15 protein-coding genes are annotated in these 15989 nt (G+C 61.4%); 7 read left to right on the plus strand and 8 right to left on the minus strand.

Annotation, left to right across the window (positions count from 1 at the left end):
* The first annotated feature begins 4 nt into the window (after positions 1–4).
* From ACQZ60_RS20535 to ACQZ60_RS20560, 6 genes are all read left to right on the plus strand, one after another.
* Positions 5–1054: a sugar phosphate isomerase/epimerase family protein gene (locus ACQZ60_RS20535; RefSeq protein ID WP_448736012.1), complete on the plus strand. Its 1050-nt coding sequence runs from the start codon at positions 5–7 to the stop codon at positions 1052–1054.
* 11 nt (positions 1055–1065) lie between these two features.
* On the plus strand, positions 1066–2235 hold the full coding sequence (locus ACQZ60_RS20540) for a Gfo/Idh/MocA family protein (protein ID WP_304983122.1): 1170 nt from the start codon (positions 1066–1068) through the stop codon (positions 2233–2235).
* Between the two features lie 129 nt (positions 2236–2364).
* Entirely contained in the window at positions 2365–3219 is an 855-nt protein-coding gene (locus ACQZ60_RS20545; RefSeq protein WP_448736013.1) for a sugar phosphate isomerase/epimerase family protein, read from the plus strand.
* A 149-nt stretch (positions 3220–3368) separates the two neighbouring features.
* Complete coding sequence (locus ACQZ60_RS20550; RefSeq protein WP_448736014.1) at positions 3369–5054, plus strand: GMC oxidoreductase; 1686 nt, start codon at positions 3369–3371, stop codon at positions 5052–5054.
* Positions 5054–5614 carry a gluconate 2-dehydrogenase subunit 3 family protein gene (locus tag ACQZ60_RS20555; protein ID WP_448736015.1) on the plus strand — a complete coding sequence of 187 codons (561 nt, stop codon included), beginning with the start codon at positions 5054–5056 and terminating at the stop codon, positions 5612–5614. The genes ACQZ60_RS20550 and ACQZ60_RS20555 overlap by 1 nt, the downstream gene beginning before the upstream one ends.
* Positions 5615–5683: 69 nt before the next feature.
* On the plus strand, positions 5684–6079 hold the full coding sequence (locus tag ACQZ60_RS20560; RefSeq protein ID WP_448736016.1) for a c-type cytochrome: 396 nt from the start codon (positions 5684–5686) through the stop codon (positions 6077–6079).
* A gap of 58 nt (positions 6080–6137) precedes the next feature.
* On the opposite strand, the gene ACQZ60_RS20565 is transcribed toward ACQZ60_RS20560, so the two are convergent.
* The 3 genes from ACQZ60_RS20565 to nirK all read right to left on the minus strand — a co-directional run bounded on the left by ACQZ60_RS20565 (position 6138) and on the right by nirK (position 9158).
* Entirely contained in the window at positions 6138–6839 is a 702-nt protein-coding gene (locus ACQZ60_RS20565; protein ID WP_448733310.1) for a Crp/Fnr family transcriptional regulator, read from the minus strand.
* Positions 6840–6976: 137 nt separating this feature from the next.
* Positions 6977–7906 (minus strand): SUMF1/EgtB/PvdO family nonheme iron enzyme, encoded by a 930-nt coding sequence (locus ACQZ60_RS20570; protein ID WP_448736017.1) that lies wholly within the window; start codon positions 7904–7906, stop codon positions 6977–6979.
* A 109-nt stretch (positions 7907–8015) separates the two neighbouring features.
* Positions 8016–9158 carry a copper-containing nitrite reductase gene (nirK, locus tag ACQZ60_RS20575; RefSeq protein WP_142845976.1) on the minus strand — a complete coding sequence of 381 codons (1143 nt, stop codon included), beginning with the start codon at positions 9156–9158 and terminating at the stop codon, positions 8016–8018.
* A 236-nt stretch (positions 9159–9394) separates the two neighbouring features.
* On the opposite strand from nirK, the gene ACQZ60_RS20580 reads away from it, so the two are divergent.
* Positions 9395–10627, plus strand: a complete 1233-nt coding sequence (locus tag ACQZ60_RS20580; protein WP_448736018.1) for an NnrS family protein — start codon at positions 9395–9397, stop codon at positions 10625–10627.
* An 82-nt stretch (positions 10628–10709) separates the two neighbouring features.
* On the opposite strand, the gene ACQZ60_RS20585 is transcribed toward ACQZ60_RS20580, so the two are convergent.
* The 5 genes from ACQZ60_RS20585 to ACQZ60_RS20605 form a co-directional block, all read right to left on the minus strand.
* Positions 10710–11243 (minus strand): DUF2249 domain-containing protein, encoded by a 534-nt coding sequence (locus ACQZ60_RS20585; protein ID WP_020809042.1) that lies wholly within the window; start codon positions 11241–11243, stop codon positions 10710–10712.
* A 78-nt stretch (positions 11244–11321) separates the two neighbouring features.
* Positions 11322–11627 carry a DUF2249 domain-containing protein gene (locus ACQZ60_RS20590; protein ID WP_003504642.1) on the minus strand — a complete coding sequence of 102 codons (306 nt, stop codon included), beginning with the start codon at positions 11625–11627 and terminating at the stop codon, positions 11322–11324.
* Positions 11628–11773: 146 nt separating this feature from the next.
* The gene (locus ACQZ60_RS20595) at positions 11774–13672 is read right to left on the minus strand and encodes a VWA domain-containing protein (RefSeq protein ID WP_448736019.1); all 1899 of its coding nucleotides are present in this window, start codon (positions 13670–13672) and stop codon (positions 11774–11776) included.
* A gap of 72 nt (positions 13673–13744) precedes the next feature.
* Positions 13745–14557 (minus strand): CbbQ/NirQ/NorQ/GpvN family protein, encoded by an 813-nt coding sequence (locus ACQZ60_RS20600; RefSeq protein ID WP_080867472.1) that lies wholly within the window; start codon positions 14555–14557, stop codon positions 13745–13747.
* A 66-nt stretch (positions 14558–14623) separates the two neighbouring features.
* The gene (locus ACQZ60_RS20605; protein ID WP_087746647.1) at positions 14624–15970 is read right to left on the minus strand and encodes a nitric-oxide reductase large subunit; all 1347 of its coding nucleotides are present in this window, start codon (positions 15968–15970) and stop codon (positions 14624–14626) included.
* Positions 15971–15989 lie beyond the last annotated feature (19 nt).

The raw sequence follows: 15989 nt of genomic DNA on the forward strand, positions 1-15989 counted from the left end.
GGACATGAAGACGATCAAAGGCCCGGCGATTTTCCTCGCGCAATTTGTCGGGGACAAGGCCCCCTTCGACACGCTCGACAATCTCGGCCAATGGGCGGCTTCCCTCGGTTACAAGGGCATTCAGGTGCCAACCGATCCCAGGCTCTTCGATCTTGAGAAAGCCGCTGCATCCAAGACCTATTGCGACGATATCAAGGGCCGTCTGGCGGAAATGGGTATCGAGATCACCGAGCTTTCGACCCATATTCAAGGCCAGCTCGTCGCCGTTCACCCGGCCTATGACGAAATGTTCGACGGTTTTGCACCCGCTGAACTGCGCGGCAAACCTCAAGCGCGGCAGGAATGGGCGGTTAACCAGCTGAAATATGCGGCGAAAGCCTCGCAGCATCTCGGTCTCAAAAGCCACGCCAGTTTCTCCGGCGCACTCGCCTGGCCCTTCGTTTACCCCTGGCCGCAGCGCCCGGCGGGTCTTGTCGAAATGGCCTTTGCGGAGCTGGGCAAGCGCTGGACACCCATTCTCGATACATTCGAGGAGAATGGCGTCGATCTCTGCTACGAACTGCATCCGGGCGAAGATCTGCATGACGGCATCACCTTCGAGCGCTTCCTTGAGGCTGCCGGCAATCACCCGCGCGCCAACATCCTCTACGATCCCTCCCACTTCGTCCTTCAGGCGATGGATTATCTGGATTTCATCGACATCTACCACGAGCGCATCCGCGCCTTTCACGTGAAGGATGCCGAATTCAATCCGACCGGCCGTTCCGGCGTTTATGGCGGTTATCAAGGCTGGGTCGACCGGCCGGGACGTTTCCGCTCGCTCGGCGACGGGCATGTCGATTTCGGCGCGGTCTTTTCCAAGCTCACCCAATATGACTTCGACGGCTGGGCGGTGCTGGAGTGGGAATGCGCGCTGAAACATCCGGAAGATGGCGCGCGCGAAGGCGCCGGCTTCATTGAAAACCATATCATCCGTGTGACCGAACGGGCTTTCGACGATTTCGCCAAAAGCGGTGTCGATGATGCCGCCAATCGTCGCCTTCTCGGTCTCTGAAAGGAAACTTCATGTCCTCCACGATAGCAAAATTCGATAGCCGCCGTATTCGTCTCGGCATGGTCGGCGGCGGTCAGGGCGCCTTTATCGGTGCGGTTCATCGTATCGCGGCCCGGCTGGATGACCGTTACGAGCTGGTGGCCGGCGCGCTCTCCTCCGATCCCGCACGCGCTAGCGCTTCGGCAACCCTGCTCGGCATTGCACCGGAGCGTTCCTATGCCTCGTTCGAGGACATGGCGGCGGCCGAGGCTGGGCGCGAGGACGGTATCGAGGCAGTCGCCATCGTCACCCCCAACCACCTGCATTTCGCCCCGTCCAAGGCCTTTCTCGAAGCCGGCATTCACGTCATCTGCGACAAGCCGGTTACCGCAACGCTGGAGGAAGCAAAGGCGCTGGCCGAGATCGTCAGGGCATCCGACAGCCTGTTCGTCCTGACGCATAATTACACCGGCTACGCGATGTTGCGACAGATGCGGGAAATGGTGGCGAGTGGCGACATCGGCAAGTTGCGCCATGTCCAGGCCGAATATGCGCAGGATTGGCTGACCGAAGCCGTTGAAAAGACCGGCGCAAAAGGTGCGGAATGGCGCACCGACCCCAGCCGTTCCGGCGCAGGCGGGGCAATCGGCGATATCGGCACGCACGCTTTCAACGCCGCCGCCTTTGTGACGGGCGAAATCCCCGCGAGCCTTTATGCCGATCTGACGTCGTTCGTTCCGGGCAGGCAGCTGGATGACAGCGCCAATATTCTGCTGCGTTATGCAAGCGGCGCGAAAGGCATGCTCTGGGCGAGCCAGATCGCCGTTGGCAATGAAAACGCCCTGTCGCTCCGGGTCTATGGCGACAAGGGTGGGCTGGAATGGCACCACCGCGTGCCGGATGAGCTGTGGTTCACGCCTTACGGGGAGCCGAAGCGGCTTATCACCCGCAATGGTGCGGGTGCAGGCGATGCCGCCAACCGCGTCAGCCGCGTGCCATCAGGGCACCCGGAAGGATATCTCGAGGGTTTTGCGACGATCTACCGCGAAGCCGCAGATGCAATCATCGCAAAGAGGGAGGGAAAAACAGCCGCCGGGGATGTGATTTATCCCGGCATAGAGGACGGCCTTGCGGGTCTCGCATTCATCGATGCGGCCGTCCGGTCCAGTCGGACCTCGTCCTGGGTCGGGATCGACATCTAGCTCACCCAATATCGGGGACGGACGACGCAGGGCACAGGAGGCGGTGCCCGGCATGACCCGGCCAGACGGCCGGGAAAGGCGAGGGTACGCGTGTCGTCATATTGATCAAACGGAAAGGGAGTTACGCGTTTGAAAACGTTCAAGTCAAAATTCGCTGGCATGGCATTCGTCGTCGGACTTGCGGCCGGTTTCGCAAATCCGGTTTTCGCCGATGACAGCAAGGTGCTGCCGATTGCGGCGCAGATGTACACGCTGCGCAATTCCGGAACGCTGGAGGAGCAGCTTGCCATTCTTAACCGCGCCGGCGTCTCCGCCGTGGAAACGGTGGACATGCAGAAGGTCAGCGCCGGCGAACTGAACACGCTGCTGGAAAAGCACAAGATCAAGGTCATTTCCTCGCATGTGCCGATCGACAAGCTGCGCGGCAATCTCGATGCGGTCATCACCGAGCAAAAGGCCGTCGGCAACCCCGTCGTAACCGTGCCGTTCCTGAAGCCGGAAGACCGCCCGAAGGACGCCGCCGGCTGGACCGCCTTCGGCAAGGAGCTTGGCGGTTACGCGGACAAGCTTTCCGCGGCAGGCCTCTCCATGGCCTATCACAACCACGACTTCGAGATGGTCAAATTCGACGGCAAGACGGCGCTTGAGCTGCTGCTCGATGCGGCAGGCCCGAAACTGCAGGCCGAAGTCGATGTCGCCTGGGTGGCGCGCAGCGGCAATGATCCGGCCGAATTCCTCGGCACCTTGAAGGGCAAGGTTTTTGCCATCCACGCCAAGGACAACGCGCCTGCAGGCACGGCGGAAAATGAGCGCGGTTTTGCCACACTCGGCACCGGTGTTCTCGACTGGAAAACGATCCTGCCGGCAGCCAAACAGGCCGGCGCAAAATGGTTCATCCTTGAGCATGACCTTCCGCTCGATGCCGAAGCCGTCGTGACCAAGGGCAATGCGTTCCTTAGCGAACACCTGCCGACCATTCAGTAAACACTGCCAGTAAAACCAGAACCGCTCCCCGGCGGCCGGTTTCGGCGGGGAGCATGAGGTTCGACAGACGCATATCCATTTTCCGCCGCGCCGCGACGGGAAGCGCTTTGTCCTGTCGTTTTTTCCAAGCTCACATCGGAGGAGTTATCATGGCAAATAATCATTATGATGCGATTGTTGTCGGCTCGGGCATCAGTGGAGGCTGGGCCGCAAAGGAACTCACGCAAAAGGGCCTGAAGGTCCTGATGCTGGAGCGTGGCCGTAACATCGAGCACGTCACCGACTATCAGAATGCCGACAAGGAAGCCTGGGATTATCCCCATCGCAACCGTGCCACGCAGGAGATGAAGGCGAAATACCCCGTTCTCAGCCGCGATTATCTGCTGGAAGAGGCGACGCTCGGCATGTGGGCCGATGAGCAGGAAACGCCCTATGTCGAGGAAAAACGTTTCGACTGGTTCCGTGGTTACCATGTCGGCGGTCGCTCGCTGCTCTGGGGCCGCCAGACCTATCGCTGGTCGCAGACCGACTTCGAGGCCAATGCGAAAGACGGTATCGCGGTCGACTGGCCGATCCGCTATGAAGACGTCTCCCCCTGGTATGACTATGTCGAACGCTTTGCCGGCATTTCCGGCAGCCGCGAGGGGCTGGATATTCTCCCCGATGGTGAGTTCCTGCCGCCCATTCCGCTTAATTTCGTGGAGCAGGATGTGGCCAGCCGGCTGAAAAAGGCGTTCAAGGGCACGCGCCACCTCATCAATTCGCGCTGCGCCAACATCACCCAGGAACTTCCCGATCAGGAGCGCACGCGCTGTCAGTTCCGCAACAAGTGTCGGTTGGGCTGTCCCTTCGGCGGCTATTTCAGCACGCAGGCATCCACCCTGCCTGCGGCAGTCGCCACCGGCAATCTCACTTTGCGGCCTTTCTCCATCGTCAAGGAAATCCTCTACGACAAGGACAAGAAGAAGGCGCGGGGCGTCGAGATCATCGATGCAGAAACCAACCTGACCTATGAATATACCGCCGACATCATCTTCCTGAACGCCTCGACGCTGAACTCGACATGGGTGCTGATGAACTCCGCCACCGATGTCTGGGAGGGTGGCCTTGGCAGCAGCTCCGGCGAACTCGGCCACAACGTGATGGATCACCATTTCCGCATGGGCGCGACCGGCCAGGTGGAAGGCTTCGAGAACTTCTATTTCAAGGGCCGCCGTCCGGCGGGCTTCTACATTCCACGTTTCCGCAATACCGGTGACGACAAGCGCAAATATCTGCGCGGTTTCGGTTATCAGGGCTCCGCCAGCCGCTCGCGCTGGGAACGGGAGATCGCTGAACTCAATATCGGCGCCGACTACAAGGAGACCCTGACGGATCCGGGCGGCTGGACCATCGGCATGACCGCCTTCGGCGAAATGCTGCCCTATCACGACAACCGCGTGAAGCTCGATCATGACAAGAAGGACAAATGGGGCCTGCCGGTCCTGTCGATGAATGTCGAGATGAAGCAGAACGAACTCGACATGCGCGAAGACATGGTCAATGACGCCGTCGAAATGTTCGAGGCGGTCGGTATCAAGAACGTCAAGCCCTCGCGGGGCAGTTACGCCCCCGGCATGGGCATCCACGAAATGGGAACCGCCCGCATGGGGCGCGACCCGAAAACCTCCGTCCTCAACGGCAACAACCAGGTCTGGGATGCACAGAACGTCTTCGTAACTGACGGCGCCTGCATGACTTCGGCCTCCTGTGTCAACCCGTCTCTGACCTATATGGCGCTGACGGCGCGTGCCGCCGATTTTGCCGTTTCCGAACGCAAGAAGGGGAACCTGTGATGAACAGACGCGAACTGCTGAAACTGATAGCCATTGCCACCGGCCTTCCGCTGATCGGCGCGGATGTCCTCACGGCTGCCGAAAACGCCGCCAAGCCCGCCGGCGCTACCCACGTCTTCACCCCGGAGGAAATCCGCTTTCTGGACGAGGTGGCGGAAACCATCATTCCCCGCACCTCCACGCCGGGGGCGAAGGATGCTGAAGTGGGTGCATTCATGGCCGTCTATGCGGCCGATTGTTATACCGACGAACAGCGGACACTTTTCCTGTCGGCGATTTCCGACATCGAGAAGCGCAGTCAGGCCGAACACAAAAAGCCCTTTCTGGAGCTGACGCCGGAACAGCGGCAGGCGCTGCTTGCCGCGCTGGACAAGCAAGCCAAGGCGGAACAAACGCCGGCAAAGCCGCACGCCTTCACGCTGGTCAAGCAGCTGACGCTGCTCGGTTTCTTCACCTCGAAGATCGGCGCCACGGAAGTTCTCGTTTACGACGAGATTCCCGGCGGTTTCGAAGACCGCGTTCCCTACAAGAAGGGCACGCCGGCCTGGGGCACGACCTGAAGAGAGAACTGTTGGCCCGTCCGCATTTGCGGGCGGGCCACGCTCAAGCGGCAAGACAAGGATTATACGATGCGCAATATAACAATCATCGCGGCGGCAATGTTTGCCGCAAGCGCCATTCCCGCTCTTTCGGAGGGCGATGTTGCCAAGGGGGAGGCGGTATTCAAGCGCTGTTCCGCCTGTCACGCCATAGGCGAGGGCGCGAAAAACAGGGTCGGCCCGCAGCTTAACGGCATCATTGGCCGTGCGGCAGGCGGCGTGCCCGACTATACTTATTCGGCTGCGATGAAAAAAGCGGGCGAGGACGGCCTTGTCTGGGCACCGGAAGAATTGCGGGATTTCCTGAGCGCGCCGAAAAAGAAAATACCCGGCAACAAGATGGCGCTGGCCGGCGTCAGCAAGCCGGAAGATCTGGACAATCTCATCGCCTATATTGAAAGCGCGGCTTCGAAACCCGTTGAGTGAGAGCAGCACGGCTGCCCGGTGGAAGTAAAGCTCCTGGCGAAGGTCAGGTACCTGCGCGCTAGACCTGGCTCACTTCGCCTTCCGCCAGCTGGGCGAGGCCCGGCAGATTGCAGACCAGAAGCTTCTGCCGCCCGCCCTGCACCAGCCCCTTGCTCTCCCAACTGCTGAGGATGCGGGAAACGGTGTGCAGTGTCGTGCCGGTCATTTCGGCTATATCCTGACGCGAAATCGGAAAGTCGATGCGGATGCCGTCCACCTCTTTACGTCCCGCCTGCTGCGAAAGGCGCAACACGGCATGGGCCACCCGGCGCTCCACTTCCTGCGTCGACATTTCGCGGATGCGCGTATGGGCTTCCTCGAGACGCTGGCCGATCGTCTGCATGGCGGAGACGGCAAGATGCGGGTTCTGTTCGACGAATTGCGGCCAGAGGTCCGTCTGCCACGACAGGATGACGCTTTCGGCTGCCGTCGTGGCGGTGCCGGGATAATCGGACCGTTGCAGCGCTCTTGCGAAACCGAAGAGATCACCGGGATGCACAACGCGCACGATGATCTGCTGGCCGTCATGGGTCACCTGCGTCACCTTCAGGCGGCCGTGGATAAGCAGGAAGAAATGCGTTGCCGGCTGGCCCTGCTCGAAAATGGCTTCGCCCGGCGGCACCAGCCGGGATGTGGCGTGGGTCAGCAGCCCGTCCAGCTCATCGTCGGCCATCTTGGCAAACAAGGCCAGCGACCGGATGACGCTTCGGTCAATCTTCACTTGCACCCTCTCCGGTGATTGGCCGCCGCCCTGGTTCCCGCAATGGGCACCCCGGGTGTCGGCCTCTTCTGTATCCTCACAATACAGCACTATCACGGGCCGAAGAAGATCAAATGATATGAATCAACCAATTGTTTTTATTGACGATTATCAAGAAAACAGCGCAGCTGCGCCAAGCTTTCTAGAAGCGGCGCATACCAGCGCGTATCCCTCACCAGCCGGAACCCCAGATTGTCCGGCGGCACGCCGACGGCGCAGCCGCCGCTTTTCGGGTTTTTGACGAAGGCGCTCATCGCCGCCCGGTGTTTTCCCGAAGCGACGGGAATGCCGCAGGAGGCGACGGTATCGACTACATCGCCATCCTTGCCGAGCGTCACACGGTGGCTGCAGCTGGAGGTCCATTCCCAGACATTGCCGCCGAAATCGGTAAGGCCATATTCGTTTTCACCGAAGCTGCCATAAGATTGCGGAACGGGATTGCCCGACGCCTTGCGGCTGGTCTGCCGCTCGTAATCCGCCAGCCAGCGCAAAGCGGGGTTTTCGCTATCCGCAGCCACGCCGAGCGTCTCATCCGGGAAAAGCGACCCGGCGGCAAAAGCAAGTTCGGCATCGCTCGGCAGGCGCCAGACAGCGCCTGTCCGTTCGCTCAGCCACGCCGCATAAGCGCGGGCGTCATCCTGGCTGATGCCGGTTGCCGGTATCGCGCCGTCGACGGGGGCGGCAAAGCCGGGTTCCGGCTGCTGACAGCTGCCTTCGGCCACACAGCGCGCATAATCCGCGCTCGATACCTGATATTTCATGATCGTCAGATTTTGCCGCATCGTCACGTCGATCATCGGGCCATCGACGGCATAACCATTGCGGAAATATTCGCCCTCCGCCCGGTAGGTGAAATGTCCGGCGGGCACTGTGACGACCTGCGGAGCGATTATGGCAGCGCGTGGATCGGCGCCGCTGCGGATGATCCCGGACTGAAAACCGATGGCCGTCGCCAGCAGCGCGGCAAGCGAGAGCGGCAAAAGAAGCGAGACGGCATTTGGGAAATGGCTGTTGCCGGGAATGCCCATGGGAACCTGCCTGCGTCAAGAAGACGCCAAAGTTCGGACCTGCTTTCAGGCCGCATAGCAGAAGGGGGAGCGTGCCGCGACCGCTGGCGGCGGCGCGCTCCGGTTTGCGTCAGATGCTCGAGGGGGCGAGCACCGCCTGCATCAGGTTGTTGTTCCACTCACCCGTCACCTTGAAGTGAGCGGCTGCACCCAGCTCGAAGGCTTCGATGAGGTTGTGGTTGACATAAGCGTAGATGCCGGGCTGCTCGAAGGTGTAGAAGGCAGCGCCTGCCGTGCCGCCGGGAATGAACCAGGTTTCCTGGTCGAGATCCGGCGGGTTGCGGAACTTGCCCGTCGCCCAGACATAATCGCCATGGCCACCGATGAGGTGCGGGCGGGTATCACGGTTCGCCTGCGAATGAACGATCAGCACCTTCTCGCCAACGGCGGCCTGAAGGGCGTGTTCCCCCGTCAGGGCGCCGACTGCGCCGTTGAAGACGATGTGGCTCGGCGTCAGCTTGCGCATCACCTCCAGCGTGTCGGCCATGGCGTCGCCGGCGCTTTCATATTTCTTGAAATTGCCGTTCTCGTCGCGGGGAACGTAGAAGTCCTGCTCGCCGACATAATAGACCTTGTCATAAACAAGCTCCTTGCCGTGGCCGTCCGTCAGGCCCTCACGCGGCAGCACCATGATCGCGCCATTCATGCCCGAGGTGACGTGCCACGGCACCATGCCGGGAGGTGCGCAGTGATAGACGAAGACGCCGGCCTTGGTGGCCTTGAAGCGCAGGATCGCCTTTTCGCCGGGGTTGACGATGGTGAGCCCGCCGCCGCCGAGCGCGCCGGTGGCCGAGTGGAAATCGATATTGTGCTGCAGCTCGTTGCTATCGGGGTTGATGAGGGTCAGTTCGACATAGTCGTCCTGATGCACCACCATCAAGGGGCCGGGAACCGAGCCGTTGAAGGTCATGGCGTGGACCTCGGTGCCCTTGTCGTCGAGAACCATCTTCTGCTCTTTGATCGTCAGCGTGAACTCGACGATCTTCGGTCCGCCTTCGGCTTTCTGCGTGTGGGCGTGCACGAAGGGCGGCTTGACGAGATCAACCTTTACGCGAGGCAGCGCTGCAATCTCCGCGCTCGTCAATGGCTTGGCTGCGGCCTTCTTTTCCTCTGCCGCGCTCGCTGCCGATGGCATGATGACGGGAGCTATAGCCCCTGCAAATGCTGCGCCTGCGAGAATATTACGCCGTGTGATGTGGAAGGTTTCCGTCATCATTCTTCTCCTATCCCTCTTGGGGCAGAGCATGTTTCGCTCTGTCACAGCATTTGTAGCGGAGGGGCGGAAATACAATTTGAGATGGAGCAAACTTCGCTTTCGGCACCCTGCGACATTTTGGCAGGCGGCTGAAGGCCGGTGTGGAAGCGTCGCACCGCCTCTTTGCCTGTTCGCAAAGAAGCCGGACGGGCTTGCGTCTAGACATATGTCAAGACCAAGCAAGGAGCATTATAATGAGTGGCAGCGAAACCGTTCTCACCCAAGGGCGCAGCCGGCCAAAGGGCGGCATTCCAAGAGGGCTGGCGCGCACCGGCCCGGTTATCTTTTCTTACGGCTTCCGGCCGTTTTTCCTCGGCGGCGCCCTCTGGGCCATCGTGGCGATGGTGTTGTGGATCGCAGCCCTTTCCGGCTTCATCGACCTTGGCGGGGATTATGGCGCGCCGAACTGGCATGCCCATGAGATGCTGTTCGGTTTCGCTTCGGCGGTGCTGGCCGGCTTTCTTTTGACGGCCGTGCCGAACTGGACGGGGCGGCTGCCGGTGTCGGGCAAACCCTTGGTGTGGCTGTTTGCGCTCTGGTGCGCCGGCCGGCTTTTGCTGCTTGTGCCGGATCAGGTGGGCGTGGTCACCGCCGCAGCCGTCGACGGGCTTTTCCTGCCGGCACTTCTCACGATCTGCGCGCGTGAGGTCATTGCCGGGCGAAAATGGAAAGATCTGAAGGTGCTGGGCGGGCTGCTGGCGCTTTCCGTTGCCAACATCATATTCCACGTTGCGGCGATTGGGGGCGATCATAGCCAGATCGCGACCCGCCTTGCGGTCTCGGCCTATACGGTTCTTGTCATCATCGTCGGCGGCCGCATCGTGCCGAGTTTTACCCGCAACTGGCTGAACCGTTTCGGCCGCACGGATTTCCCGGTTCCCTATAACGGCTTCGATACCGCCGCCATCCTCACCGGCATCGCGGCGCTGGCCGTCTGGACAATAGAGCCCGAGAGCATGGCGGTCGTGCCCACAGCACTTCTGGCGGCATTCATGCACGCCGTGCGTCTCATTCGCTGGCGCGGCTGGACGACCTGGCCGGAGCAGGTGCTGGTGGTGCTGCATGTGGCCTATGCCTTCATTCCCGTCGGTTTCATCACCATAGCGCTGGCGGCGCTTGACGTGATGGACACGCGCTCCGTCCTGCATGTCTTCACCGTCGGCGTCATCGCCTGCATGATGCTTGCGGTCATGACGAGAGCAAGCCTTGGCCACACCGGACGCAAGCTTGCGGCCAGCAGGGTCACTATTGCCGCTTATGTGGCGCTGATCACCTGCGCGCTGCTGAGACCTACAGCCGAGTTCTTCCCCGGCGCCATGATGCATCTTTACGCCTGCTCGGCGCTTCTCTGGATCGTGGGTTTCGGTCTCTTCTGCGTTGAATACGGGCCGATACTGATGCGTGAGCGCAAACCGCTGAAAGCGTAGTCGGGTTCGTTGCTAAACCGCCAAAACGAAACGCCCCGGAAGCAATTTCCGGGGCGTTTCGCTATCGAGGATACCCGATGGTTTAATGTGCACCGGCCCCGGCGCGGATGAAGATGCGAAACGCCGTGCGCGCCTCGTCGAAATTACCGGCCCATTGATGGCCCCGGGCCAGAAGCTCCGGGTAGAGGAAGGTCGGTTCCTGCGGCATCAGCACGAAGATCACGGCACCCGGGGGAAGACGGTCAAGTGCGGCAAGCGTACGGCTCGTCTGACCCTCGGTCGCCTCGTCGCTGAGATCGAGATAGGTGACCGGGTCGGGCCATATCTGCGGCTCCTCTGCGTTGCCCGCAAGCGCCGGTGAAACGGAAATCTGCTCGGCTTCACTGGATTGCGGCGTAAACAGCACTTCCCAGTCGCCGCCGCCGATTTCCCGGACCTGATGGTTGAAACCGCGCTCGGCCATGACCTTGAACAGCGGAACGGGCCGGAAGGTGGCCAATAATCGCAGCGCCTCACCCGGCGCAAGCCCGGCCACGGCTTCCATGATTGCCGGAAAGGGCTCGCCGCCGCTCTGCAAAAGCGGCCGGACATCGAGTTCCCTGATCATTTCCGTCATTGCTTCACCTCGTTAGTCGGCTGGCGGCGGCATGAGCCGTCCGCCAGAGGTCTTTTCACCATGCCGCAGGCGCTGGGGTCAATGCTCGGATCCGCAGCAGCATTCGCAGCCGGACATATCGTCCTCGGAACCTTCGGCCTGTTCTTCCAGCCGGCCGATATCGAGACGCCAGACTTCAGGACCCTGTTCGAGATATTCCCAGCCGAATTCACCGGGGAAATTGGTGGCAAGCTGATAAAGCAGCGGACGGGGATCATGATCGCTGGTGATCTGCAGCGATTGCCCTTGAGCCAATGCGCCGAGCGCGCCGAAAATGCGCGGATGGCGTTCGCGGTGCGGAATGATGCGCACATCGATATTGGTTGCAGTTTGGGCTTCGGACATAGGCTGGCTCCACGGCCGCGGATGAAACTATGTCCGGCGGTGCGGCCGGCCGGCGGACTGGAAAAACCTATCCGCCGTGCGGTTGGGAGACATTGTCGCCGCGCAAATAAACCTGAGATTCGTCAGGTCTGTTTGCGCGACAGGCTTCAGCCGGCAAGGCTGCGATAGATTGCCGGCAGCGCCGATGGCAGCTTCGCTATCCTGCTGACGATGGCATAACCGTTCTGGCCGAACATGGCCGGAATATAGGACTGCGCCTTGCTGTCGACAGTCACCCCGAAGACGCTGACGCCCGAGCGCCTTGCCTCGGAAACGGCACGGCGGCTGTCCTCGATGGCGAAGCGACCTTCATAATGATCGACATCGTTCGGCTTGCCATCCGTCAGCAACAGAAGCAGCTTGCGGCGCTCCGGTCTTTCATGCAGCTTGGCGCTGGCGTGGCGGATGGCGGGACCGATGCGGGTGTAGAAGCCGGGCTTCAGCGCCGCGATGCGACGCTCGATAGTGTGGCCCATCGGTTCATCGAAATCCTTCACTGTCTCCACTCGCACCCAGGAGCGGCGGCGTGAGGTGAAGGTCAGGATCGAGTGACTGTCACCGCAGGCGGAAAGCCCGTGGGCAAGCACCAGCAGCGCTTCCTTTTCCACGTCCAGCACTCGGCGATTGTCGAACCAGGCGTCGGTCGACAGCGATACGTCGACGAGGATCGTCACGGCAAGATCATGCGCCTGCGGGCGGCTTGCCATATGAATGCGGTCGCTGCCCTGTCCGCCGGCGGCGATGTCGCTTCTGGCGCGCACCACCGCGTCAAGATCGAGATCGTTGCCGTCAAGCTGGGCTCGCAGCATTTCGTGACGTGGCCTCAGTACCTCGAACTGCCGCCTGACCCGGCGGATAAGGCTCTTGGTGTCCGGGTCGGGTTCCGGTGCCGTCTCAGCACCCTTCGCACGGGAGGCGATGACCCGGCAATGGTCGGCGAGGTAGGTGCCACTGCGATAATCCCATTCGCGATAGGTCAGTTCCGCCGTCAGCGGCGTATGATCCAGCGCTTCGGGCGGCAGGTCGAGATCGAAGCGGAAGCGGGCGGAAGGACGTCCCTTTCTTTCTCCAAGCGTCATGTCGTCCAACTCGTCGGCCGCACTGCCGTCGGCATCGTCGCTGTCGTCACCGGGACGGTCGACATTGACCATCTCGGCCATGGCAAGGATCTTTTCGAAACGGTTGAGGATGAAGGGGCTTCGCTCGGTCTGCCGGTTCTCCGCCTTTTCACGCACGGCGATATGGCGGGCCGCTTCCGCCCCCTGCGGCGCGGCGCTCGCCGCCGGCTGGTCTTCGCCCTGCCGCGCCTCGGAGGTTTCGCGCAGCAGCGTGTCCGGCCAGAGCGGAACCGGCAGCATGGGCAGGTAGCGCGGCGGCGCTTTGACCGGGAAGCCGGCGGGCGGTGTGTGGCCCTCGATCCCCGCCGCTTCCGCCAGCATGGAGAGCACTCGTTGTTCCACCTGCTGCTCGGCCTGCGGCAGCGGCCGCTTCTGGCGCACCGCGAGCAGGGCAGCGCAAAGCCGCCGATAACGGGTCTTCATTCCGGCGAAGGCACGGATGACAGCTTCCGCCAGTTCTGCGGCGCGGTCGAGCCGGGCAAGATCGTTGCGCAGCGGGTCGGCGACCATGACCGGTTGAAGCGGCATCATCGCCATGGCGGCCGCGAGCCAGAGATAGAGATCGCGGTTGAGGCGGCGGTCGGGAAACAGATCGAGCACCGGCGGCAGCATCAGCGTGGCGTGATCGCGGCCTGGCTGGGCCAGTTTCTCCTCTCCAAGGCCCATGCGCTGGCGAAGCCTCAGCCGGTGCGTGGAGGTGCGCGCGCGCGCCGGGGCGATCTGCACCGCATGTTCACCGCCAAAACCGCGGAAACAGATGGCCAGCACGGCCTGCATGTCCTCCAGCTTCACGGCATGATCTGGAAAGCGCAGCCATGTGCCGGTTTCGCCGATCAGCCTGTGCCAGGCGCGGCCGACGGTTTCTTCCAGTTCCAGAAAGTCCAGCATGGTTTATCCTCATGGCATCGGGCCGGAATGCGCGGGCCACGCCGCGCAATCCGAGATGGATATAAATGCGCCCTATCGGATGATCGCATCCGCGACTTCATGCAGCGCGGCCTTCACGTCAGGCTCGTCGGTCAGCGGCTCGATCATCGCCGCGCGCACGGCCTGGCGGGCGGGAAGGCCGGTATCGATGAGGCTGGCGCAATAGACGAGCAGGCGGGTGGAGACGCCCTCTTCCAGATCGTGACCCTTCAGGCCGCGCAGCCGGTGGGCGAGATCGACGAGCGGCTCGACATCGCGCGCATCGAGCCCGCTTTCATGCGAAACGACGGCGATTTCCTGTTCCTTGGGCAGAAAGTCGAATTCAATGGCGACGAAACGCTGTCGGGTGCTGGGCTTCAGGCTTTTCAGCAGGTTCTGGTAGCCGGGATTGTAGGACACGACGAGCATGAAGCCGGAGGGCGCTTGCAGAACCTCGCCGGTGCGCTCCAGCGGCAGGATGCGGCGGTCGTCGGTAAGCGGATGCAGCACGACGGCCACATCCTTGCGCGCCTCGACGATCTCGTCGAGGTAACATATGCCGCCCTGTCGCACCGAGCGTGTCAGCGGGCCGTCCATCCACACGGTTTCACCGCCTTTCAGCAGGTAACGGCCGGTCAGGTCGGCGGCGGCAAGGTCGTCGTGGCATGAAACTGTCGAAAGCGGCAGGCCGAGTTTCGCCGCCATATGGCTGACGAAACGGGTCTTGCCGCAGCCTGTCGGGCCTTTCAGCAGAAGCGGCAATTGCCGCACCCAGGCGCTTTCGAACAGCACGCATTCATTGCCGAGCGGCGTGTAGAAGGGGGCATCTGGTAAGGGCGGCGGCGTCGGGCGGAAGAGGGTGTTCATGGTCATCTCCATGTTTGATGGTAAGGAACCGGCTCTCCGGGGGAAAAGGAGAGCCGGTCCGTTTTCTCATTCGGCGGGCTGCACGAGGCGGGCAACGCCACCCTGTTTTTCTTTGCCCGGGACCAGGATTGCCCAGATGAACATGGCCGCCGAAATGAGAACCGCGAAACCCGAGCCGAGGCGGATCCAGTAGAAGATCGCCAGATGGTCCTGCACATCCATGAAGCTTTCGCCCATGACGCGCTGTAGCTGGATCTGCACCACGCCGGCAAAGGTCAGCGCGAAGGTCATCACCGACATGGCCGTGCACATCACCCAGAAGCTCGTCATCGAAAGCCACTGATTGTAAGGCGCGCGCTTTCTCATTTCCGGCACGGCATAGGCCATCATGGCGAGGTTCAGCATCACATAGGCGCCGAAGAAGGCGAGGTGTCCGTGAGCAGCGGTGAGCTGCGTGCCGTGGCTATAGTAATTCACCGACGACAGCGTATGCAGGAAGCCCCAGACGCCGGCACCGAAGAAGGCCATGACCGAGCAGCCGATCGACCAGAGCAGTGCCGCGCGGTTCTCATGCTTGCGGCCGGCCTTCCAGGTCATGACGAAGGTGAAGATGACCATGGTGAAGAAGGGGGCCACTTCCAGCGTCGAGAAGAGCGAGCCGATCCATTGCCAGTAACCGGGCGCGCCGATCCAGTAATAGTGGTGTCCGGTGCCGAGGATGCCCGAGAAGAGGGCAAGGCCGACGATGACATAGAGCCATTTTTCCACCACTTCGCGGTCGATGCCGTTGAGCTTGATCATCAGGAAGGCGAGGATCGAGGCCATGATCAGTTCCCACACGCCTTCCACCCAAAGATGGATGACATACCACCAGTACATCTTGTCGAGCGCCAGGTTCATGGGATTGTAGAAGGCGAAGAGGAAGAAGATCGCCAGACCCCAGAGACCGAAGAGCAGGATGTTGATAACAGTGGTCTTGCGGCCCTTCAGCGCCGTCATTGTGATGTTGAACAGGAACATCAGGACGACGAGGACGATGCCGACCTTGATGGCGAAGGGCTGCTCGAGGAATTCGCGGCCTTCATGGATGCGGAACATATATCCGACCACCGCAACGGCTGCGGCCACCAGAAAGATCCAGAACTGCGCGATGGCGAGTTTCGGGCTGTAAAGCTCCGTTTCCGTCTCTTCCGGCAGCAGGTAGAAGGTCGAGCCCATGAAGCCCATCAGCAGCCACACCACAAGGGCGTTGGTGTGGATCATGCGCACGATGTTGAAGGGCAGAAGCTCGGAAAGCGTATTGGGCAGCACGTAGATCGTGGCGGCGACGACGCCGAACAGGATCTGCGCCACGAACAGCCCGATTGCGCCGTAAAAATACAGCATGGCGACTTTTTGTGTCTGGTATTTCATCTCGTCATCTCCTTGCCGT

The organism is Agrobacterium sp. 22-223-1, from assembly GCF_053522385.1.